Below are 22,420 nucleotides of genomic sequence, written 5' to 3' on the forward strand. Positions count from 1 at the left end.
GTCGTTCTTGATGGCGTTGTAAACAGATTCTGAGGCGAAGCGATTCTTCGTGTCCTTGTCTTCGACAACCCCACGACCAGTTTCATCGTGCGCTTCGTGGGCCAACAACAATGAGTTTTCTGAACCAGCCAAAGCCATTGCGGCCACGATCTTATCAACTTGTGCTTGTGTGTACGTTGAGAATTCCTTCAAAGCGATTTCAGACTTGTCGACCAACTCTGACGTCATCTTCTTAGCAGCTTCGAAACGTGCTGCCTTTTCTTCTGCCGTTAAAACTTTCTTCTTAGGTGCATCAGCCATGATTTTTACCTTTAAATAATCTTTCAAATTTTCGTTTGCTCATTTATTAACATAATTAGTATATCATTTCACAAAGAGTTGTCAACACCATTTGCCAAAATTCATTATCTTTACCAAACATGCGTTAATACCAACCTTTCGAACTGATTTTTTCTACACGTGAATAATATCACATAAAACAAATTAAGCGCAACCCTTTTATGTAAATTCGTGAAAAAATGGGCAAACAATCTATTCCTTGAACGCGTTTTCATATTTTTAAGTAAGGAAAATCCGGTTTTGTGAACAATTCAACTAATCACTTTCTAAAAAACTACACTGTAATGTATAAAGAAAAACCGAATGCGATCTGCCTGGTGGCAAACACATTCGGTCTGTTATATACTAGATTTGTGGCGGAGCACCGCGAAGTCGCACTTTAATTGAACATTAAAGATTGACCACGGTTACTTTGCAGAGTGTACGTGGTTTTTCTTTTGGCCTTTTGTCATTGGTCGGCGCCTACATCGCTGTCGCCTCCCATCGACCGCTTCGAAAAAGAAAAATTCATAAAAAATAAGGTCTGCGTCGGAAAATTCCAATGCAGACCTTAATTTATTAGCCATTGATTACCAAATCATCACGCGATCTTCAGGCGCGCGGTACATCTTATCAGATGGTTGCACATCGAATGTCGTGTAGAAATCATCAAAATTAGATACCGTCACATTCACACGGAACTTTGCTGGTCCGTGTACATCTGAAGCGGCCAACAATTGCATAATCTCAGGGCGTGCCTTTTGACGCCAGATGGTTGCCCAGCTCTCAAAGAAGTCCGTTGCTGAGAAATCAGCATCGCGCTTCGCTGCTGCCAAAGCCGCAGCGACACCACCAAGATCGGCCACGTTTTCTGAGACCGTCAGCTTACCATTCACCTTAGCCCCATATGAATCCAAACCATCGAACTCATCAATCACCTTTTGAGTACGTGACTTGAAGGCGGCGTAGTCCTCTTCTGTCCACCAGTCGTTCAAACTACCATTTTCATCGAATGATGCCCCATTCGTATCAAAGGCGTGTGAAATCTCGTGAGCAATAACGGCCCCAATACCACCGTAGTTCGCAGATGATGATTGATCCAAGCTATAGAATGGCGCTTGCAAAATCGCCGCTGGGAACACAATTTGGTTTTGTTGTGGATCGTAGTAGGCATTCACCATGTGTGCTGGCATGTGCCACTCATCACGGTCAACCGGTTGATTCCACTTTGACCATTGGTAGGCCACCCCTTGGGCGCGGAACTTTTCCGCCGTCTCAAACAACGTCGCCCCATCATCAACAATCTTGTCCTTGTAGCGATCAGGCAACTTTTCGGGGTAGCCGATGTGTGGCACAATGGCGTCCAATTTAGCAATCGCCTTTTCACGCGTAGCTGGTTGCAACCAGTCAGCGGTTTGCAAGCGCTCCTTGTACACATCGATCATCGTGGCAACCTTTTGCTCCACATCGGTCTTGGCCGCTTCGGGGAACTTTTCACCGGCATACCACAAACCAAGCGCTTGTGTATATGGACCAGCTGCCAAGTAATAAGCGGCCTTACGTTGGTTCATCGCTTCCGGCGTTCCTGACAAGGCCCGGCCATAAGCCCCACCTAGCACTCGGACCTCATCTGACAAGTAACTCGTAAAGGCGTTTGCAATACCCACAATCAACGTTGCTTGCAACAAAGGCCATGCTTCTTCAGAGAAGAATTGATCAGACGCTGCCCAGAAACGTTCTTCCGGTACGACGACCATCTCGGGTGTGGTACCCGTCATGGCTGTCAAAATCTCATCCAATGGCAAAGCTGGCGTCAAAGCTGTGAAGTCAGACCACTTGTAAGGGTGGTACAACTTGGCGTATTCAGCTGATTCTTCTTGACTCAACACAACCTTAGCTATGCGGGCATCGAAAGCCAAGTACTTATCCAACAAATCCTTGATTTCATCAGCACTGAAGCCAAACTTAGGCAACAAATCTTCTTGTGCGGCCCGCCATTTCGCCAACAGTTCCTTGCCTTGCTCGTGATCAGGCGCATAGTAGGTTGTATCGGGCAAAATAATGCCTAGTGCATCGGCCCACAACACATTCGTGCGCGCATCCTTAAAGTCTGGCGCTACCCCAATTGGCAAAGCATTGGGCAAGCCCGCCTTTTCCAATTCAATGATGTGTGCCGCAAAATCAGCAAATGACGTAAATGCTTGGTAGCGCGCAATCAATGGCTTCACTGGGTCAGTACCCAACGCATCACGGGTTGCAAAATCCGCTGCCAACTTGTGGTACTTCACAAAATTAGCCAAAATGTCATCGGTTGGCACGTTTTCACCTGCTTGCCAGGCATCCGTCGTATCCAACATCAATTCTTCGATGTCATCCGCCAAGTCACTGAAACCACCCGTTCGTGATTTATCAGCTGGAATGACCGCATCTGCTTCCCACGCTTCGTTAATCGCATCATAAAAATCATCTTGCATTCGTGTTGCCATGCGTTGTACCTCGTTCTGTTTATTTCTCATCATTTTATCACTTTTGTTTGAAATAAGCCCGAACATGGTGAGTTTTAATGGCCAACGTAAACCGAAAATACAAACGATAGGATAGCAATAATCGTCCCCGTGATGACCGCAATCATCACACCTAAACTAATTGCGGTCCCCCGTGCTTCTTTGAACGCTTCGTGAATCAACACCTTCACGTCACTAGTCGTTGGTAAAACCGCCACTTCTGCTGACAACGTATTCAACTTATCATCTAAATTATCAACTTTTACTGTCAGTACGGTTAAGTCCTGCCGTACTTGCGCAAAATCCTCTGCCTTGAACTTTTCAAATGCCTCCTTGGTTACATATTCTGTCATCGTAAACCACCGCCCACGTAAACGGATAACACAAACGATAGAATCGCGATGATTGTCCCTGTGATGACCGCGATCATCACGCCGAGACTAATTGCCGTTCCCCGGGCTTCTTTGAACGCTTCGTGAATCAGCGCGTTCACGTCACTAGTCGTCGGCAGGGCAGCCACTTCTGCTGTTAAGGTGTCAACTTTCACCGTTAGCACCGTTAAGTCCTGCCGTATTTGCGCAAAGTCCTCCGCCTTAAACTTTTCAAACGCTTCCTTCGTGACATATTCCGTCATCCCCGTCACCCCTTCTTTGCTAACCCTGTTAATCATCCCCTATAAACCACAAAAGGAGCGCCAGTTACCTGGCACTCCAATCAGTAAATCAACTATAACACAATCATTTTTTCGTCACAACAAACATCACTTCTTAACCACAGCCATCATCGCGTTCTTCAACATGATACGCTTACGCAACAAGAACCCACCGAGTGATGACACCGCCACAATCAACGCGCCCAGCCACATGAACTCAGCCCGCACAACATTGGTCGGTACAGCTTCACTTGGAATCTGGCGCCCCCGGACTAGCAAACGGTGCGAGTTAATCCCTGTCGGCGTACAAGTCAGCAACGTGACGTAGTTCTTGGTTTGATCCAACTTGAAGTAGGTCTCCAGTTTTTCCGGTTTAATCACATCAATCTTATCAACTTGATACGTCAACGTCTTCCCGCCCGCAATTTCAATGTAGAACTTGTCCTTCAGCTCTAGCTTTTTCAAATCGGTAAACAACTTCGCGTTCGGCAAACCTGAGTGACTCGTGATAACTGAGTGTAAGCCTTCCTTCTTCGCCTGTGGAATTGAAGTCCCCGGAATCAAGCCGGCCCCGTTACTAATCGCCTTATCCTTGATGCTATTGAAAATTGGCAGACGTAACCCGCCCAGCCTTGGAATCGAAATGACCCCAATTGGCTTACCAACCAACTTTTTGAGCGTGTTGTTATCCCCATTTTCATAACTATCTTTCTGGTTCAGCTCCGTCATCGCAGCAATGACGTCCGCATCATTGCCAGTGTCTTTCGCCTTTTCCTTGATTTTGGCATTTTCAGCATCAATCGCCTGCTGGACCGCATTCTTTTCCTTCTTTGGCATCACCGTCGTTTCGCGCTCATAGTTCTGCACAATCCCACTCTGATGCATTGCTTCATAAGCTTGTGCCACAATCGGATACGAAAAAATTGCCAAACCAGCAATGAACAACACAGCGGTCGTTAAACTGATTTTCTTTCGTGGTTTTTTCGCCATTTCTCTTCCCTCGTTAATTAATCTTCAGCCCGTCGCTTCTTCAACAAGTGTGCCAAACCAAGCAAGCCTAGAATAGTTAAGCCAATGCCCATCACACCGGCCGTGTATGGCAAGACACCACCACCCTTAGTTGGCGTATCGTGAATCGTTGGCGTACCCGATCCCTTCACGAATGTCTTAGCCGTATCAGAGTCAGTATCTTGGTCAAACGCAGTCTTGTAGTTCAAATCGACCTTGTTGACCATCTCACCTGGTTGCGTTCCTTGGTTTGCCACCACATCTAGGTTCCATGACAACTGCCACGTCCCATCCTTGGCTGCCCCGCTGGCTAACAACTCAGCCATCTTAGTGGCCAACTGCTTACGACCAGTTTCCGTCACTGACAACATAATCGTGCCATCGGCGACTGATTGACTGGCATCCAGCTTGCCATCTTTAATCGCATAACGACTGCCAGATCCTGACAGTTCAATGCCGTCAGCCGTCATCGCATCCCCAATCGCCGCGACAGTTGGGGCCGTGGCTGCGTTATAGGTAATGCCATTCACCCCATTAGGATTCGTGGTGTAGGTTGTCCCCGCACCTGTGTTCATCCCATTCGCCGTCATTTGCAGTAGGGATGTCGTCTTCAATGCACCACTCGCATCCTGATACGTCAGGTTCAGCGTCATCGTACGCCAATCATTTTGGTACGGTAATGTATCCACCAATTCATACTGACTATACGTATCGACGTTTTGGTTCAACTCACTATTGATGTGCCACTGGAAAGTCGTCCCCTTGGCGACACCTTGTTCCGTGTCCCCGCCATCTTCAGCGCCGGCACCATACGTCTTGTCGCCAATCGTTACTGACTTATCAACCTGCAATTCATCGTAATCAATGAAATCAGCTTTTCCTTGTCCTTGAATCAAACTCTTATCAGCAGGGTTCTTTTCCATCGACAATTCGACGTCTTGAATTTGCGGTTCAACAATGTAACCAGTTGGTGCTGCCAATTCCACCACGGCATACGTATGCCCTGGCGTCATAAACCGTTCGCCAGCATTGTCACTTGAGAACGTGGCTTCGCCAGACTTGTTCGTCTTACGGATTGCATAATTACCTGCCTTTAATTCTGGTACATACTGCTCAACCAACTTGGCCGCATCTTTCGGTTGCTTCTTAATGGCTGCCAACAATTCTGGCAAGACTTTCTTCAGTTGTTCTTCATGGCTGTTATCCGTTACCAAGACTTGGGCCCCAGCCAAGGCCTTACCCGTTTCTTTATCCGTCTTCTTCACCTTCAACGTCGTGGGATCATATTGCTTGGCATACAAGTTCAAGGCGTCTTCCTGTGTGTTGTCATACCAGAAATCATCGCCACCTTGCTTGGCATCTGGCTTAATCATCGGAATATCGATAAACATGGGCACCGATGCCGTCGACTTCATGTTGGCTTCAAGATCTTCGGCAATCACCCATTGTCCCTTAGCCAATGACATTTCCGTTAGGCCCTGCGCATCAGTATTCTTGAAGGCCTTCGGATGTGGCGTACGTGGATCCAAATCCGTTAGGGCGTAGACAGCCTCACGCACGTCCATGCCACCCGCAATTTCGATGGTCCAAGGTGAAATATTACCATCCTCTTTAATCAGGTTCGTCGTAGCAGCCCCCAACTCATCAGCCCGAACCGGCTTCAGAATGTCCGTCCAGCGCCACACCTTGCCATCCACTGTGGCATGGAACGTATCGTTGATGATTGGTTTCATATCTTCACCTTCATACGTCACCGTTCCAGTTGGTAAGGCGAAGGCTTCATATGTCGCCCCAACCGTGGGCTCCCAGCTTGAGTTGTCTTCAACGATCTTATTCAAGTCCTGAATGCCACCATTGCCCCAGTAATCGTGTTGATCACGACGGTCAACCGGCGTAGCGTTCATGTCCGTCACCGCATGGATGCGAACCAGCGTCTCCTTGGGCGGATTTGCTTCGGCTGACTTGGCAGCCACACCCGACGTGCCGAGCATCATTGGTGCAATTAAGGTACTAATCAAAAGCAATGATTGTGTTTTTTTCATTTTGTTTGGCTCCTTATTCATTTCCCCGACCACAACTCCCCACGTGGTCCTCACCCTGAAATTTTCGCAAAAAAAAACGGCGTTTCCGCCGTCATTTTTTGTCTATTCTGTTAACCATTAACGCTTTTTTACCGCATTCATAATGATGCCAAAAATATCGCCCGGTTGGACTTTGTTACCTGTCTCTAGTTCATTCACAATTGCCCAGCCGATTACTTCGGTTAAGCCAACCGCCGTGGTGGCCGAAATTGTTGCCCCAGCGGCCGTCCCTAAACCAGGCACGAACTTAAAGGCATTTCCGACAACACCGCGACCAAACGAGGTTGCGGCGACTGCCCACACGGCACCACGAATGGCCCCCTGCATCATTTTTTGATCATACGCCTTAAATAACGACGTAATCATCCCCACCTGAATCGGTACTAACAAGGCCGCATCCGTAAAGGGAATTGGTGATAACGCCACACTACCCGCAGCGGCCGAAGCGCTGTGAATGATGTTCTTCGCTTTATCCTTTGGTGTCATACACGTCACCTCCTTGTCCCCATTATACAAGAAAGTCACCGTGCCATTTGGCTAATCGTTTCGTCGGTCAAATCGACGCTTGAGGTAGGCACTGGTCATCAGCACCCCACCCAGGGCAAAGACAACCAATGCCCCGATGCCACCACTGACTGGCCACATGCCCTTGGCGTAGTTCTTAATGTGCACGTAATGCCCATCCAAGTTCTCAACCAAACCGGTAATCTGTGAGTCCGTCCCCAATGACACGCCCTTGGCATCCTTCAAATCTGGGAATTCAGCCGTTGGTTGGTAAACCGAATCGGGCCCACTCGACAACGTAAACTTCACGTCCGCCATTTGCTTATACCCATCAGGCGCAATTGACTCACGAAATAAGTAACGACCATCCGCCACACCACAGTATTGGAGGTAGCCATCACGACCTGACTTGTGTGTTGTAGCCAAGGCATTATTCGTCACCCAGTAGATATCACCCATTTCCATACTTGAGGTCATGTCAGTCACAATTGGTTGCTTCGCTCCGTGAGCGGCATTGTCCAAGTGAATAAACCAAACGTAGACTTCGTACTTTGACTTCTCACTATCTGGTTGGGCATCGTATTCCGCCACGCGCTTACGCAAATCAGCCGCTTGGCCGTCCAAGTATTCCTTAATCGCGGCAATTTTAGCAGCGTCCGTCGTGTAATCAGACTTGCTGAACTCATCCACATATTCAGGACTATCCTTCAAATGCTCGAACATCTCTAAGTAGCTCGTGTCGTTAATTGGATTACCATTATTATCTTCACTCAACAACTGCGAAATCACGTTTTCGATATTCTGCGGCGTTACCAAACGTCCCATATCGAAACCAGCCCCACGCAATGGGTTGCCATACTTGTCCGTCTTGTGGAATTCCCAACCCACGGCCGTCGTGTATGACGAATCACGCAAGGCAGCTTGATTAGCAGCCGTATCTTGGTTCGTTGCGCCATTATCAAACAACATTTGGACCTTATTATCGATCTTGTTGTCGCCCGTGTTCGCTTGCGCCGCTGAATTGGTTTGCGTGTTCAACTTAAAGACGATTGAGGTGTGACCCGTCGTATCATCTTGCAACGGTGCCCAAGCAGCCAACTTATCACGGAACAATTCCTTGGTTGTAATCTGCATTTCACCTGTGTCCGCATCGATAATGGCACGGTTCGCCCCATACTGACCAGCATCTGTTGTGACGTCACCGTTGAATTGGTACGTCGCCGTGTATCCTTGCATACGCAACAAGTGCGTGGCAATATAGGCGGTTTGTTCAGCAATCGCCGTCTTGCTCTTACCTAACTCACCGGTATAACCAAACATCGTGGCAGCCGTTTTACCATTGTCACCACGGACTTCCGCAAACTTAAAGTTCACGTCGGCTTCCTTACCGTCAGGTGTCACGATTCGTTCTGAATCATAATCACCCTTAGGTTGTGACAAACCGTCACTTGAACTCTTGCTGTCGTTTCCATTCGGGTCAACGGCCTGTAGTAATGCCGTCAATTGCCCATCAATTTGGGCATACATGGTCCATGAGTTAACCGTTACTTCATATGGAATCGTGTCAACAAACCCGTATGATGAAAACTTGTCGATTGATTTTGGCAGTTGCATATCCAAGGTGTAGTTGTATGACTTACCACGCGACACCCCATACATGTTGTCATTTTCTAGGAACGTCACCGCGCTCTTCACTGCTGCGCCGTCATCAGACACCACATTACCACCATAAACTGGGTGGCCCTTGGCGTCATCCCACTTAGCCGTCAACTCATCCACACCAACATTTTGCAGTGTGTTGATCATCTTATCGATGGTTGGTTCTTCGGTACTTGGCATGAAGTCTTTAGGATACAAGTTCACATTGTAATCGCCACTGCCATCGAACCACGTGCCTTGCGCCGTATCGGCAGCCGCATTCTTCATTGGCAAGTTTAAAATCATCGGTTGCGCTAACGTTGAAACCGCGTCTGGTGCACCGGTTTCAAACACAATCCACTGGCCATTAGCCAAATCATCAAACGTGGCATCACCATCATTATTGGTCGTCACTGTTTGGCGATCACTGGATGTCTTGGCCAAGTATTGTTGCAAGTCGGCCACTTGTTGCTCCGTAACCCCACTCTTTAATTCAACAATATTGTCGCTCACATCAGTCGATGGATTCGTCGCTTCCTTATAAGCGGCTGTTTCACCAGAGCGCACCGTCAGCAAGTCTGACCATGCCAAGCCCAATTCCGGCACCCGCTCAGTAGAAATCGTCACGGTCCCATCGGTTGCCAATTTGATTACGCCATTCGCTAACTTGTAGGCGGTAAATTCATACCCCTTACCGGCCTTTGACCACTCTGAATTTTCAGCGGTAAACGGGTTGTTCAACCCCGTTGTCCCGTTACCCCAATAATAATCATTACCCGATAAAACTGTGTTTGTTGTGATGTATTTATGCAACGTGACATCCGTTTCAGCCACATCACTATTATGCTCAGCCGCGTGTGCTGTGCCACTGCCCATTACCAATGGCATTGCGATTGTACAAATCAACGCCATATTGCGCCATTTCGCCATAGTCTGCGTCCCCCTATAGTTTTATTCACTATAAAGTGTCGCAAAAAAAAGTTCCCAAACTGTCGCGGGGACGTTTAGGAACTTCTAGTATTTTATGTCTTAATTGTGCCAGCTTTGAATTTTCTCTAGCATGGCTTGATCAAGGGTTTGGTTCGCCTTGTTCGTCACGTCCGTTACAATTTGAGCTTGTAACTTGGCTTGGGCGTCCTTGTTCTTGATGAAGTTTTTATCATCCTTGGCCTTATCCGCAAATTGTTGCTTGACTTCAGCTGCCACTTCCTTAGCAATACCCGCCTTTGAATCCTTGACCATATTTTGCAAAGTCTTGGCTTGGCTCGTCGTCACAAAGTACCAATCCTTTGGCACTGACAACGTATACGTTGCAGCACCCTTTTCAAAAGTTTCTTGACCTAGCAACATGAAGCGACGCCAACCAGATGTTGCTTGGTACGTCATCACTTCTGTCTTCAACGTTGCTTGCTTGTCCGCCGTCTTAACGATTGTCTTCGCATTTTGAGTGACCGTTTGGTAGCTCTTCTTACCCAACGTGTAGGTATAACGAAGCTCACCATCACTCGCCTTTTGCGTCGTAATCAACTTAATGCCGTTAATTGTCAACGCTGGGGCAATCTTTTGCGTCTTTTCAACCGGCACCTTGGCCATCAAAAAGTGACGTTCTTGGGCGCGTTGTAAACCAAGCCCCATCAAAACAGTCAAAATTAACCCCACTACCAAAGCTGGCCAACGCACTTCATGGCGCGTGACCCCTTTAATGGCAGCGTAAGCTAATAACACAATTCCCAAAACAAATAAGACAATCATACGGCTTCTCCTTCAAATTAACGCGTTAATTCAAGTATAACAAACCGTCCCTATCTTTTGTTAGTTAGGGTGACGAATAAGCGTTGATAATACGGCCAATCGGACCAAATTAAGCCCACCATCAGTAAACTTAAGCAGGCGCCCTGCAACCAGCCAGCCGGTAGCAGACACATCAGGCCAATTTGTAGACCGATTACCAGGTGATATTTCAACATCGCCGACCAAGTCACGCGAATGCCGACGAAGCGCCGGGTTTCATACAAGCGAATCCCTAGCACCGCTGCGAAACCAACCCAACTGGCTAAACTTGCGCCGACAATCCCCAAGAACGGCACGGTGACCACGCTCAGGCCAATACTGATTACGGCACCATACACCGTCGTTAAGAATAAGCCGCGTGTTCGTTTAGCGGCTAAGTAAGTTGCCCCGACCATTGCCGACATATTGGTGTAGACGACCGTTAATAATAACCCCGGCACTGCCTGCCAGGCTTGCCAATACGTCGGCGCAATCCAGGTTGCAAAGACAAACTGCGTAACACACAGCAACGCCATGACCATCAACAACTGCAAGCGCGCGACGATATCAAACGTCTTCGTGTAATAATCACCAGCATCCTGATCGTCATACGACTTTACCGCGGCCATTTGCCAAGATTGCAAAAAGGCCCCGTACACCAAATTGATTAACGATGGTAGCTTATTGGCCACCGCGTATAATCCATTGGCCGCAACGCCTGCAAAGGTCAGCAAGACGACCCGGTTCGCACTCGCAACGCCCCACCATGACAACGCATTCGGTACCAACGGTAAGCTGTAGACCAATAATTGTTGCATGCAGGCCGGTTGTACAACGGTAGCTTGCCAGTATTGCCAAATCCGTGCTCCCAGTGCAACAACCAGTAAACTTATCGCTGCTGAGATGGCGCTCGCCAACAAATACCCGGTTAACCCCAGTTCTAATTGCAGTAAGAACACCAAATTCAACGTCATAAACACAACACTGCTAACAATGCCAGCGACCGTGAATAGTTTGACGTACCCTAAGCCACGAACTAGGCTGCTACAAATCGCACCCAGGCTCCCCAATACCACCATAAACCAAAAGTAGCCAATATGCGCCACACCCAGGGCTGCCAGGCCAACGCAGACACTTGAGAAAATCAGCATGCTACTTGCCCATACAACTAACGCATTGGAAAACGCAGTGCTGGCATCGTTTGCGTCATCTAACGCCCAGCGAAAGACCGCGTCGTAGACACTCAACGTTACCAACGGGGCTAACAGGCCGGTAAATGTGCCAATCACATCGACAGTACCATAATCAGCGGTTGATAACACCGTCGTGTACAACGGCACCATCAATAAACTCAACAGTTTCGTCGATAATGAGCCAATCGCAAAGACCCCCGTGTTACGGATTAATTCACGTGCACGTTCAGCCATCACTACTCTCCCTTACGAAAGTTCGCCAAGTAGAAATTAAGCGGCCGGAACTGGCGTGAAAAATCGACTGGTGCGACCGGTGCGCGCATCACATCCACAATCGCCACTTCGATTGGTCCATCCGTTGGTGCCCAGACTTTAATCCATGGCACAGACTGTAACCACGTTTCAAACGTCGAAATAATTTTGCCGTTGTTATTCAATAACGCGACAGTTGGTGTTTGCGTAATTAGGCCAAAAATCATGCCGTGTAGGCGGTCCGTCACGACCAATTCGTGCTTCGCCATCTGACGCCAGAAGCGAATCAAGACGTCATCGCGTTGGTCCAATGGCACACCGGTTGGCAACACGGTATCCGTCACCGTCACCCGGTCAAACAAATCACCGAGTTGCTCAATCACACCATCGCGGACATTGTCGTTATACAGCTTTTCCACATCGTGACGGAAAAGCACCATCACCCCTTCACGTTGAATTGGCAACTCTTTTAATCGGCCGCTCAACGTAAACACCATGTCTGGCACAAGCATCGACGGGCACGTAAAGGCTTGTTGCATCGCACTGTGGGCTTGTTCCTCACGAGCGACTAGTACCAAGCGGTCTGCGTCATCATAGCACTTCTTCGATAACGTATGTTCTTGCTTATCAATAAAGAATACCGATTGTGGTAGCTGAATAATTGGCCATTTTTTCAAGCGTTTCACTACTGCACGGCGGACACTTTCGGCGCCTGGCCACAAATCGCCGAGATTGCCACCACCGTGCATCACAATTAAGTGATTTGGTTGCATAATCCGCTTCAACAAGGGAACACATGGTAGCACGGCGTCATTCGGAATCCGTACAACTTGGTGCTGTGGTAACTGTTCTTGTAGATAAATTTCAGTGGCTTTGGCAATCGCCTGATCCCCTAAGTTACCGTGTTCCGGTAACCCGAGATAAAACACCGTTGGCTTAGCTGTGTTTAATTGTTCCAGTTGCACGCGCAATGTTGGGCGAATCGCCCAGCGCCATAACGTGTGACTTTTTAACCAGTCTTTTAGTTTTTCGATCATCAGTCTCTCCCTACCTAAAATGCACTTACTTTAGTGTGCCAAGTAAGCGCACCTAAACTGTGGACGAATTATGAACAAAAAGCGAGCAGTCCTGTTTCCAGAACCGCTCGCTAAGCATAAGATTATCAAATTTTAGATATGTTTATACCAGTTCCACGACCGGTATGGTTAATGTATTAATCTTATTAGTGACGACGGTGGTTGAAGATTGCTGATCCCATGACCGTCAAACCAGCGGCCAAAGCACCCAAGATACCAACACCACCCGTGATTGGGAAGATTGACTTTGATTGCTTTTGGTTTTCAACTTCCAAGTACTCACCTGACATTGACCCATCTTCGTTCGTACCCGTAATCTTGTTGTCAGAAGCATCACCATTCATCAATGGGTACTCCAACAACTTTGACGTATCTTGCAAGTACCATGAACCTTCATCACCAGCCAACGTGAACTTTTGGTCGTCCATCTTGTTGTAACCATCTGGCACGATTGACTCAGTCAACACGTAACGGCTGTCGGCCAAACCACAGTATTGGAGGTAACCATCGTCACCTGACATGTGGGTCGTCGCCAATGCTTGCTCAGTCGTCCAGTAGATGTCACCCATTTGCATGTCTGATGGCATCACATCAAAGATTGGTTGCAAGTTACCGTGTTGCGTTTCAGCAGTTGGTGCCTCCAAGTGGACGAACCAAACGAATGGTTCTTGACCAGCCGCTACGGCATCACGCAATTGTTGTGCTTGACCGTTGAAGTAAGTTGTTGCAGCAGCAACCTTATCTGCAGGCGTGCCATCTTGGGCAAGCTTCAACTTATCCGCGGCCTTAATCAATGACGTCTCATTCATCACGTTACCATTGTTGTCAGTCGTCAACAATTGTGAAATCACGTTTTCAACGTTGTTCTTGTTGACACGACGACCAAGGTCGAAGCCGGCACCAGCCAATGGGTTACCGTTTTCATCAACCTTTTGGATATCCCAACCAGCAGCGTGTGTCTTGGCCTCATCAGTCAATGGTGTTGGGTCAGGCATACGTGTTGGGTTTGGATAAGGGTTGTAGTTCAACGTCACCTTGTTGTTGATTGACTTATCCGTACCATCCAAGTCAGTATCAGCTTGCGCAGCTGAGTTTGTTTGAGCATTAATCTTGAAGACAACTGATGTGTGACCAGTTGTGTCATCCTTGATCAATTCGCCCAAGCCCTTCAACAAGTCCGTCTTGAAATCCAGGTTCATCGTACCATTCTCACCTGACTGCACTGAACGGTAATCTGAATCGAATTGGTAATTACCTGATTGCCCGTACATGTGCAACAAGTTGGCAGCAACGAATTCTGTTTGGGCTTTAAGGGCAGCTGCATCCTTACCAAAGGCGCCCGTGTAACCAAGTGACTTGGCGAAGTCTTCGGCACCTTCAGCAAACTTGTAACTCACACCTTCACCGTTATCTGAGTCGTACGAAACAGACTCGTTTGAGATACCGTCATCAGTACTGTGCTCGTTAGCGTTACCTTGCGTATCAACGGCTTGCAACAACGGTGTCACAACGCCATCAATTTGCACGTACATCGTCCATGAGTTGGCGTTCACTTGGTATGGCACTGAGTCCACCAAGTTGAACTTGCTGTATGAACCAATGTTCTTGTTCAATTCAGCATCGACCGTGTATGAGAAGGCCTTACCACGTGAAACACCCCAAAGCGTGTCATCATCGTAGTATGGGTTATTCGTCGCCTTGTCAATGTAGTTAGGGTTACCATCTTCGTCGTAACCATTTACACCCAAGTTATCAACCGTCACCGGGTTCTGCACGTTGATGTCCTTATCTAAGGCAATGCTATCATCGTTGCGAACCGTGTACGTTCCACCTTGTGCTTGCACAGTCGTATCGTCACCACCAACCGTTGGATCAACTTGCGTGTCGTTTACGCTGTTAAGAGAAACCTTTTGCAACGTTGGGTTAACCATGTAACCAGTTGGTGTTGAGATTTCCAAAGCGTAGTACGTCTTACCTGGCGTCAAGTTGCTGAACTTAACCGTTCCCTTGTTACCAGTTGTACCATAGAACAACGTCTCATCTTCAGTGCCCAACGTCTTCAAGTAAGCCTTGATGTCCGTCACTGACTTTGACAACAAACCAGCATCGATTTGCTCTTGCAAGGCCGTCAATTGTTCGTCCGTCAATTCCAGCATCGCGAATTGCACACCAGACAATGCCTTACCGGTGTCATCATCCAACTTTTCAATCGTCAAATCACCGTGAGCCGCATAGTTCTTGGCGTAGATGTGCATGGCATTCGCATCAGAGTTGTCGAACCATGTCTTATCGCCCTTGTTTGTACCATTGCCGTCAGTATCAACTTCGGCATTTGGTTGCAAGTATGGTGTGGCCAAGAAAATTGGTGCTGCGTGTTGCGTCACCATCTCAGCCAAACCTGGTGTTGAATCTTGCAAATCTTCCATGAACAACCAGTTACCGTTGGTGATGTTGTTGAATGACAACACACCATTCTCATCAGTCACGGCCTCACCCTTACCGCCAAAGACAGGATCTGTTTCATCCGTGTCCGTGTAGTTAGCGACCAACGCTTGACGGATTTGCGCTTCTGTCAAATCCTTAGCAGCCCCAAGTTGTTGGAACTCCACTTCAAAGTCAGAAGCACTGTGGTTAACTTCGTGCTTCATACCGTACTTGTCAGTACCAGTCTTTGAGTTGAAGTTGTGCTTTGGCGTCTCGTGTGATGGATTAGCTGCATCAGAGTGTTGTACGCCCAATTGCGCCTTCAGGATGTCTTGCCAGTAAATAGTCTCACCAGTCGCAGTTGTAAAGGCAACACCTGCGTTATCCTTTGCATCCTTAGCAATGATTTGTGGCTCACCGTCATCGTCGATTGTCATCACATTATCTGGCAATTGAATACCAATAAAGTGAACGCCTGGTAGGTCTGACCAAAGATCTTTCCATGTAATCTTGCTTTGTCCTGCAAAATCATCTGTCGGTGTGTAATCGACAGTGTATTCGTCCTTACCACTGGCCTTAGTATAATTAGTCCAATCAAATGGGTTATTTGAAGAAACTGTTTTACCATCACTAGTAAGTGTGTCCTTATTCGCTTCAGTACCATCACCCCAGAAGTAGTGTTGTCCATCCTCATCTGATCCGTGATTCCAAGCAAAATACTTCTCATCATCCGCCAAACCACTAATCGTGTCATCATAACGAATTTGCTTGTGAATCTTGATGGTTGTCTCGTCAGGACGAGCTTGAGATGCCATTGCGACACCCTCTCCACCAGCTGAAACCGCCAACGGCAACACAAGTGTCGTGATCAGCGCTGCGCTTTTCCATTTTGCCATAGAAAATTTCCTCCATAATGTCTAGTACCACCTACTCCTTAGGGGTACAGTTGTTACGGAGTTTATTATGCCTTGTAAAAGTGTTTGAATTTCCAACAAAGTTAGCACTGTTATGTAACTAGTTGTGATTATTAATCGTTGACATTTCTACAATCAATTACACAAATGCTTTACAGATTCGTTTTACAATTAAAAGTTCATTATTCAAAAAGCTAATAATCGTAAAAATAGACTTATATTTAACAACGTCCATATAGCGCTTTATAAATGAGTTTTTTTGATTTGAACGATAACTTTCCAAAAACTTAACGTATAATTTGGCTACGTATTGGGCTTCATCATTAAAGTGTACTAATAATCCTCTAAACTGAAAACGCCAACAGTCATAAATGTATTGATCTATAAGATTCAAATTTTCTTTATCCGTAACAACTCCTAAAAATTCACACTTAAGTTTCTCTAAATTATGTAGAACTTCTAATCTATCTCTGGGACTTGCAGACGCATGGGACGCACTATCAAAACGAACACTATAGTTGTACAATGCATCACCATCTATATATCCATTACTATCTGATAACATCAAAGCCCTCAAAGAGTATCCAACATCCTCAAATTTCGAGTTTTCCGGAAATTTTAATCCATTTTCAAGAATAAATGACCGTTTATAACATTTATTCCACACAGCTATGGTTTTCTTAGCATCAATTCCGTTGACTAGCGATACAACATCACCCTTTAATTTCTTCCAATTGAAGTACACAACGTCATGTCCATTTAAATTATTAGAAAGCCTATAAAAAATACTATTATTTAGCGTATCATCCCCGTCTAAAAACAATATGTATTCTCCATAAGCCAAATCTATCCCAGCATTTCTAGAATACCCAAGCCCATGATGTGACTGTTTAATCACACGAATTTGGTCACTGTACTGATATTTCCTACAAATTTGCAACGTCCTGTCAGTTGATCCATCATCAATGATAATCATTTCTGAATGTCTAAATCCGCAACTAATAAAGGATTGAATAGTTCTTTCTATAAAATATTCAGCATTATACACTGCCAAAATTATTGAAAATTTTAAATCATCATTTCTCATAACTCTTTCTCTCCCATTTGATAGACGCAGGAACGCATTCTTAATTTTAGACAATATCTTTGAACATCTTATGATGTAGTCATGCGCTTATTTTTAATGCAAAATAAAATCGTGCTTCCAAATGACTTGAAAACACGATTCCTTAAAACTCAATAATCAACTATTCTTTCGTTCGTAACTTACTATCCCTCATAAACACTCCGGCAATCGTTAAAATTAATCCCGCTACAAACGGAATCACAAGTGCCATCAATGTTGACATTCTTTCAGGTGCATTACCCGGTACTGCTCTAGATATAACCTTAAGCGTATCCACTCCCCAATATTGCTCTGACTTTGCAATCAATGCTTTGGACACAGTATTTGCAAGTTCCGCTGCATCTTCTCCCGTTGAACCAACGCCGGTTATCGTAAACATATACGATTCCTTTTCTTGATTAAATTTAACCTTGCTCATCAAAGATGGAACAATATTATTTCTAGTGTTTTTAGAATTCTGTTCTACCTTATAGATACTCTGGGCAACATTCGAAAGCAAAACATCACTAGTTGTTAAATCTTTCAATGTTTCTGATAATTCGACAAGAAACATTTGCTGTTCCGCTCGATCCGCTCGTATTGTTCCTGTTGGATTCGTGACATCAGACGCCTTGCTATTTAGCTTTGTCTCTTTTGACGTAATCAGCATCTGAGCTTGTGACTTATAGGTCACATTCGTATTTTCGAATTGCTTGATACAAAAAAATCCCACAATCATTACAATAATTGGAACCAAAATTAAAATTAACCAATTCTTTGTAATAACTTTAAACAAGTCTAATATTGAATATTCATTATTTTTCATCATTCTCCCCTAAATCTTTACCATATAACGCTGTTGCTAGTAAAAACAATGGCACACACCCCTGAGGGGTTAACGTATTTAATTGAAATATCGACACTCCCAGAATAGCTACTGGTATGAAGCAAGACATCATCACATATCTTTTTCCAACCAAAAGAGATCTTGACAATAATTTCATCGACATAGTTATAAATACCAAAGCAAAAGAAATCACTCCTTGCACGCCAATTTGGTACCCTACCGCCATAAGCGCTGACTCTCCACCACTCTCGGTGTACGTGTGACTATTTCCACCATTGAATCCACCCACACCCAATCCATATCCCATCGGGTTCAGTGCAATGGTCTCTGTTGTCTCGCGAATCGTGTCAAAATGTGCCTTTGCAGGTCCCGCATAATTAATACTATAAAATTCTGAAAACAAAGTAACGCCCGCCATCATTGCAGCGACGGATATCCAAAATCCCAGCTTAAAATTAATTCCTGGTAAAAAATTTAATATTAAGCACAGAATAAACGCCACAATCATGATACCCAACGTTAGCATGCCTCCTTTCCCTCCTGACAAAAGAAGCCCTATAACTAAAATTATTGTTACACTTGCACGTAAAATCCGTGAATTTGTCCATTTCACAAAAACTGCACACAGAATACATGCTGCAAAAAAATAACTAACTGTTACTGGCTCATAGTACAAAGACCCCATTCTCGTGATTGGAATATTAAATACTTCAGTTGTAAATCTAGGGGGTAATTCATACACCCCCTCATTCAATGTTCCCTTAGCAAAATAAACATTTTCAATACCGAACACCTTGTACAATGGGAATTTTCCAATTAAAAACGTTATGCCTGACACAAACATAATTAAGCCCATTGCAACCATATTTTTTGCAAAAGTGATTAACTGGCTTCTTTCTTTCAAACATGTTCTTCCAACCTCAAAAGCCAAGTATGCCGTAATCATATTTCTAGTTTGATATATCATCTCAGATAGCGTGGATCCTCGCAGGGATGACATTAATATACAGATAACTAGTAAGAGCACCATGAAAGTAACGATTGAAAATCTTATCTCCCCAATCACTAAGAACAAGCAAAACAGTAGAAACAAATATACAAACGGTATTTGCGTCAATAATGTTAATTGATCAAATTGCCCACTCATATGACCAAAAAAACCAATAATCAGGTTCTGTACCATCAACAGCAGAACTACACTAACTGGTATCCAACTCCTGTCGATATCACTAAAAACCATTAAATATGCAAAAACAGCCGTAACTATCATTGCTAATAACGGTACACCTATAAGAGCTGATAGGCAAAATGCACATAACATCAACACAAGCGATTTAATATATTCTACTGGCCATTTCATGTCTTGTATCGTCATCGCTCATACTCTCTTTCTTCACTCTTTCTTCACCCTCTATTCTCCAGCAACCGCTTAGCATATCTTTTTAAGATCAGAATCGGTTCTTCACCGAAGATCAAACTTAATCTTGTAACCAATTTATCCTTCATTAAACTTTTGTTACTCTTCCATGTCCCTGAAAAGTGATGAATTGCATATGTATCTTTTTGTATATTGCTTTTTCGAGTATTAAAATTAATGGGTGAAAAGTAATGTTCCGGTAGCACGGTAACTTCACTTGATGTATGAAAAAGATTGAAAAGTATCGTAGAATTAGGTGTCATATCCACCATGCCAGATTCTTGTTTAAATACACGACCATTATATGTATCTATCGCACTGGCACTCCATTCCAATCCTGGTTCACTACCAATGACTGCCGTACATACTGTATCTGCGGACTCTTCTCAAACAAAAGCTTTTTCTTTGAGAAGATTATCAAGTGGCCTAATAACCTCAACATCAGTATCTAAATACACACCACCGTATTTATGTAGTGCATATAACCGAACGTAATCTGATGCAAAAGCCCAAGCCCCATGGGCCAACGCTTGAATCATAAACTCAGACGATATACCTTCTTCTTTAATACGTTGATCATTCCATTCAATAAATTTCCAACCAGGCATTCTACTTTGCCATTCTGCTACTGTACGCACTACTTTCTCAGACTTATCACTCGGTCCAAGCCATACGTAGTGGATAATATTTGGAATCATACTATACCCTCAAACATCTTAGAAAATTTTGAAATGAATACAGAATTATTAGAATTTTCGCCAGTTTTTCCATTGTCAACTTCTCGTATTCCATCAATCAAATCACTGATATCATCCACTACTATAAGGTCACTTCTAACCTTCGATAACCTCGTAATAAAATCACTTTGATGATTATTCACGTGTTCACCAAACTCTACCTTACGTGGAACAATAACTGGTTGCTTCCCAAGGCGGAATGCATTCAAAAACGTAGCAGGCCCGCCATGAGTTATTACCACATCAGCTTCTGTCATCAATCTATTCATTTCGTGGTAATCCATAAAATGCCGTTCAACACAATATGTTGTCCTGAAATTTGAATACCCACTTTGGATGATTACCTCTTGCTTGATTTCTTCATTTTCTAACAGTCTTTCAATTTCTTTAATCAGACGGTTAAATGGTTGCTCATGCGTACCAACGGTCACAAATATCATTAAAAAACTCCTCCGTAGCATTCGGCTTTCGGATAAATCTCTTTCATTTCCTCCCACTGGACTATAAACCGATCAGTTACTGGGTATACAGTCTTACCCGTTATAGTTGGTTTGTCAAATCGATCATACACCTCAATATAAATAGTCTTTTTCCCTAACAATTTTCCTAGATAAAAAAAAGGAATAGCTAGGGCAGCACCTGATGAAATAATGACGTCTGGCTTTTCTTTAATGAGCACTTTAAATGCTAAAAACGTGTTTTTAATAAGGTTAGCAACATTTCTGTTTGTAGGAAAATACGCCCCAATCCAATGCTCATTTTCAAGCAAGCCTTGTGCGTCCGGTTTATCAAATGTAACCCAAACCCTCTCGTGTTTTTCCCAAAAACCTTTTAACATCCAGAGATGTGTTAGATGTCCACCACTTGAACCAACCAATGCGATTTTAGCCATTTTGTTACCTCCCCATTTTTCAAAAATACCAATCCGTTACGGATAATCATCGCCAAAGTTAAAAGCTTTAATTCACAAATCTTCCAAACTAATCGATCAAACATATGCATATCATCGAAGCCGTCATCTTCAGACTTCAATAACTCCAAAATATTTAATAAATATGTTTTTTCATTATGTATCTCGGAAATTGTCATAGAGCTGAGCATTTTCATATACGTCCTGCGTAGTCTATACATCACGCAGTTGCCTAGATATGACTCCCCAATATATCGCCCCATTAAATGTTCAACCAATTGATATGCATACTTTTTCTTTTCAATCGGCATCTCCGAGTGAACTGTTGAATTCTTTCTTTGTAAATAGTAGTAAAGAGGTTCTTCTACAACCGCAACAGAATTGACATTATCTATAAACCTATCAATAGTCCATACATCTTCTAAATAGTTAAATTTTGGAGTTTCGGACATTTTTAATAAAGGCATCATCAATGCTTTTTTGATAAACTTTGTACACAAATAGCCATTTATGTCTCTCTCTAGCACCCATTCACACAACACATCACTGCCACGTAAAATTTTGGATTTTTTATCTTGAATTTCCTTTGGCATTTCATATCCGTAAACATACTCTATCCCTACATTTACCATGTCAACATCATTTAATTCTCTAACACCTATTTCCAGCCACTTTGGACTTACCCAGTCATCAGCATCTAAAAATGTTATAAAATCTGCCGAAGCTAATCTCAATCCCGTTAATCTTGCAGCATGCTGTCCTGAATTTTCTTGAAAAACATATTGAATACGACTGTCTTGCTGAATAAATTGTTGAACTATTGGCAATGTATCATCTGTTGACCCATCATCAATAATGATCAATTCCCAATCAGTTAACGTTTGCTTTAATACCGATTTAATTGCTGTTTCAATATAATCTGAAACATTATAAGCTGGCATAATGATGGTAACATTACTCATAAATTCTCCTCGCAATTCTTCATATTCTCTTCTATTAACAAGAATAGCTAATATTGTCGCTTATATTACGAGCAATATATGAGTATTTTTTGACCAAGCAAAAAAGGG

Annotated in this window: 18 protein-coding genes and 1 pseudogene; all 19 read right to left on the bottom strand. The window is 44.4% G+C overall.

Features of this window, described 5'->3' with window-relative positions:
* Positions 1-300: pseudogene (locus ACJ28U_RS10440) on the bottom strand (bifunctional acetaldehyde-CoA/alcohol dehydrogenase); the annotation flags it as partial.
* A 608-nt stretch (positions 301-908) separates the two neighbouring features.
* Positions 909-2,804, bottom strand: coding sequence for a M13 family metallopeptidase (locus tag ACJ28U_RS10445; protein ID WP_407619226.1), 1,896 nt, complete (start codon positions 2,802-2,804; stop codon positions 909-911).
* Between the two features lie 74 nt (positions 2,805-2,878).
* Positions 2,879-3,175 carry a hypothetical protein gene (locus tag ACJ28U_RS10450; protein WP_407619227.1) on the bottom strand — a complete coding sequence of 99 codons (297 nt, stop codon included), beginning with the start codon at positions 3,173-3,175 and terminating at the stop codon, positions 2,879-2,881.
* Entirely contained in the window at positions 3,172-3,456 is a 285-nt protein-coding gene (locus ACJ28U_RS10455) for a hypothetical protein (RefSeq protein ID WP_407619228.1), read from the bottom strand. Before ACJ28U_RS10455 ends, ACJ28U_RS10450 begins: the two co-directional genes overlap by 4 nt.
* 126 nt (positions 3,457-3,582) lie before the next feature.
* On the bottom strand, positions 3,583-4,464 hold the full coding sequence (locus ACJ28U_RS10460; RefSeq protein WP_407619229.1) for a class C sortase: 882 nt from the start codon (positions 4,462-4,464) through the stop codon (positions 3,583-3,585).
* A 17-nt stretch (positions 4,465-4,481) separates the two neighbouring features.
* Entirely contained in the window at positions 4,482-6,524 is a 2,043-nt protein-coding gene (locus ACJ28U_RS10465) for a SpaA isopeptide-forming pilin-related protein (RefSeq protein ID WP_407619230.1), read from the bottom strand.
* Between the two features lie 117 nt (positions 6,525-6,641).
* Positions 6,642-7,049 (bottom strand): DUF697 domain-containing protein, encoded by a 408-nt coding sequence (locus tag ACJ28U_RS10470; protein ID WP_407619231.1) that lies wholly within the window; start codon positions 7,047-7,049, stop codon positions 6,642-6,644.
* Positions 7,050-7,100: 51 nt separating this feature from the next.
* The gene (locus tag ACJ28U_RS10475) at positions 7,101-9,635 is read right to left on the bottom strand and encodes a SpaA isopeptide-forming pilin-related protein (protein ID WP_407619232.1); all 2,535 of its coding nucleotides are present in this window, start codon (positions 9,633-9,635) and stop codon (positions 7,101-7,103) included.
* 99 nt (positions 9,636-9,734) lie between these two features.
* Positions 9,735-10,457 carry a DUF4811 domain-containing protein gene (locus ACJ28U_RS10480; protein WP_407619233.1) on the bottom strand — a complete coding sequence of 241 codons (723 nt, stop codon included), beginning with the start codon at positions 10,455-10,457 and terminating at the stop codon, positions 9,735-9,737.
* Positions 10,458-10,507: 50 nt separating this feature from the next.
* Positions 10,508-11,902 (bottom strand): lipopolysaccharide biosynthesis protein, encoded by a 1,395-nt coding sequence (locus tag ACJ28U_RS10485; RefSeq protein ID WP_407619234.1) that lies wholly within the window; start codon positions 11,900-11,902, stop codon positions 10,508-10,510.
* 2 nt (positions 11,903-11,904) lie between these two features.
* Positions 11,905-12,957, bottom strand: coding sequence for a polysaccharide pyruvyl transferase family protein (locus tag ACJ28U_RS10490; RefSeq protein ID WP_407619235.1), 1,053 nt, complete (start codon positions 12,955-12,957; stop codon positions 11,905-11,907).
* 185 nt (positions 12,958-13,142) lie between these two features.
* Positions 13,143-16,316, bottom strand: coding sequence for a SpaA isopeptide-forming pilin-related protein (locus ACJ28U_RS10495; protein ID WP_407619236.1), 3,174 nt, complete (start codon positions 16,314-16,316; stop codon positions 13,143-13,145).
* A gap of 157 nt (positions 16,317-16,473) precedes the next feature.
* A complete protein-coding gene (locus ACJ28U_RS10500) occupies positions 16,474-17,421 on the bottom strand; it encodes a glycosyltransferase family 2 protein (protein WP_407619237.1) in 948 nt (315 codons plus the stop codon).
* 160 nt (positions 17,422-17,581) lie between these two features.
* Positions 17,582-18,268 carry a YveK family protein gene (locus ACJ28U_RS10505; RefSeq protein WP_407619238.1) on the bottom strand — a complete coding sequence of 229 codons (687 nt, stop codon included), beginning with the start codon at positions 18,266-18,268 and terminating at the stop codon, positions 17,582-17,584.
* Positions 18,255-19,661 carry a hypothetical protein gene (locus tag ACJ28U_RS10510; RefSeq protein ID WP_407619239.1) on the bottom strand — a complete coding sequence of 469 codons (1,407 nt, stop codon included), beginning with the start codon at positions 19,659-19,661 and terminating at the stop codon, positions 18,255-18,257. The genes ACJ28U_RS10505 and ACJ28U_RS10510 overlap by 14 nt, the downstream gene beginning before the upstream one ends.
* 428 nt (positions 19,662-20,089) lie before the next feature.
* Entirely contained in the window at positions 20,090-20,401 is a 312-nt protein-coding gene (locus ACJ28U_RS10515; RefSeq protein WP_407619240.1) for a glycosyltransferase family 32 protein, read from the bottom strand.
* Positions 20,398-20,880, bottom strand: a complete 483-nt coding sequence (locus ACJ28U_RS10520; protein ID WP_407619241.1) for a glycosyltransferase — start codon at positions 20,878-20,880, stop codon at positions 20,398-20,400. Before ACJ28U_RS10520 ends, ACJ28U_RS10515 begins: the two co-directional genes overlap by 4 nt.
* Positions 20,880-21,332, bottom strand: coding sequence for a PssD/Cps14F family polysaccharide biosynthesis glycosyltransferase (gene pssD, locus ACJ28U_RS10525; RefSeq protein WP_407619242.1), 453 nt, complete (start codon positions 21,330-21,332; stop codon positions 20,880-20,882). The genes ACJ28U_RS10520 and pssD overlap by 1 nt, the downstream gene beginning before the upstream one ends.
* Positions 21,290-22,312 (bottom strand): glycosyltransferase family 2 protein, encoded by a 1,023-nt coding sequence (locus tag ACJ28U_RS10530; RefSeq protein ID WP_407619243.1) that lies wholly within the window; start codon positions 22,310-22,312, stop codon positions 21,290-21,292. Before ACJ28U_RS10530 ends, pssD begins: the two co-directional genes overlap by 43 nt.
* Between the last annotated feature and the right edge of the window lie 108 nt (positions 22,313-22,420).

Origin of the sequence: Weissella sp. MSCH1, assembly GCF_045799135.1 — a bacterium.
Classification (GTDB): Bacteria; Bacillota; Bacilli; order Lactobacillales; family Lactobacillaceae; genus Weissella.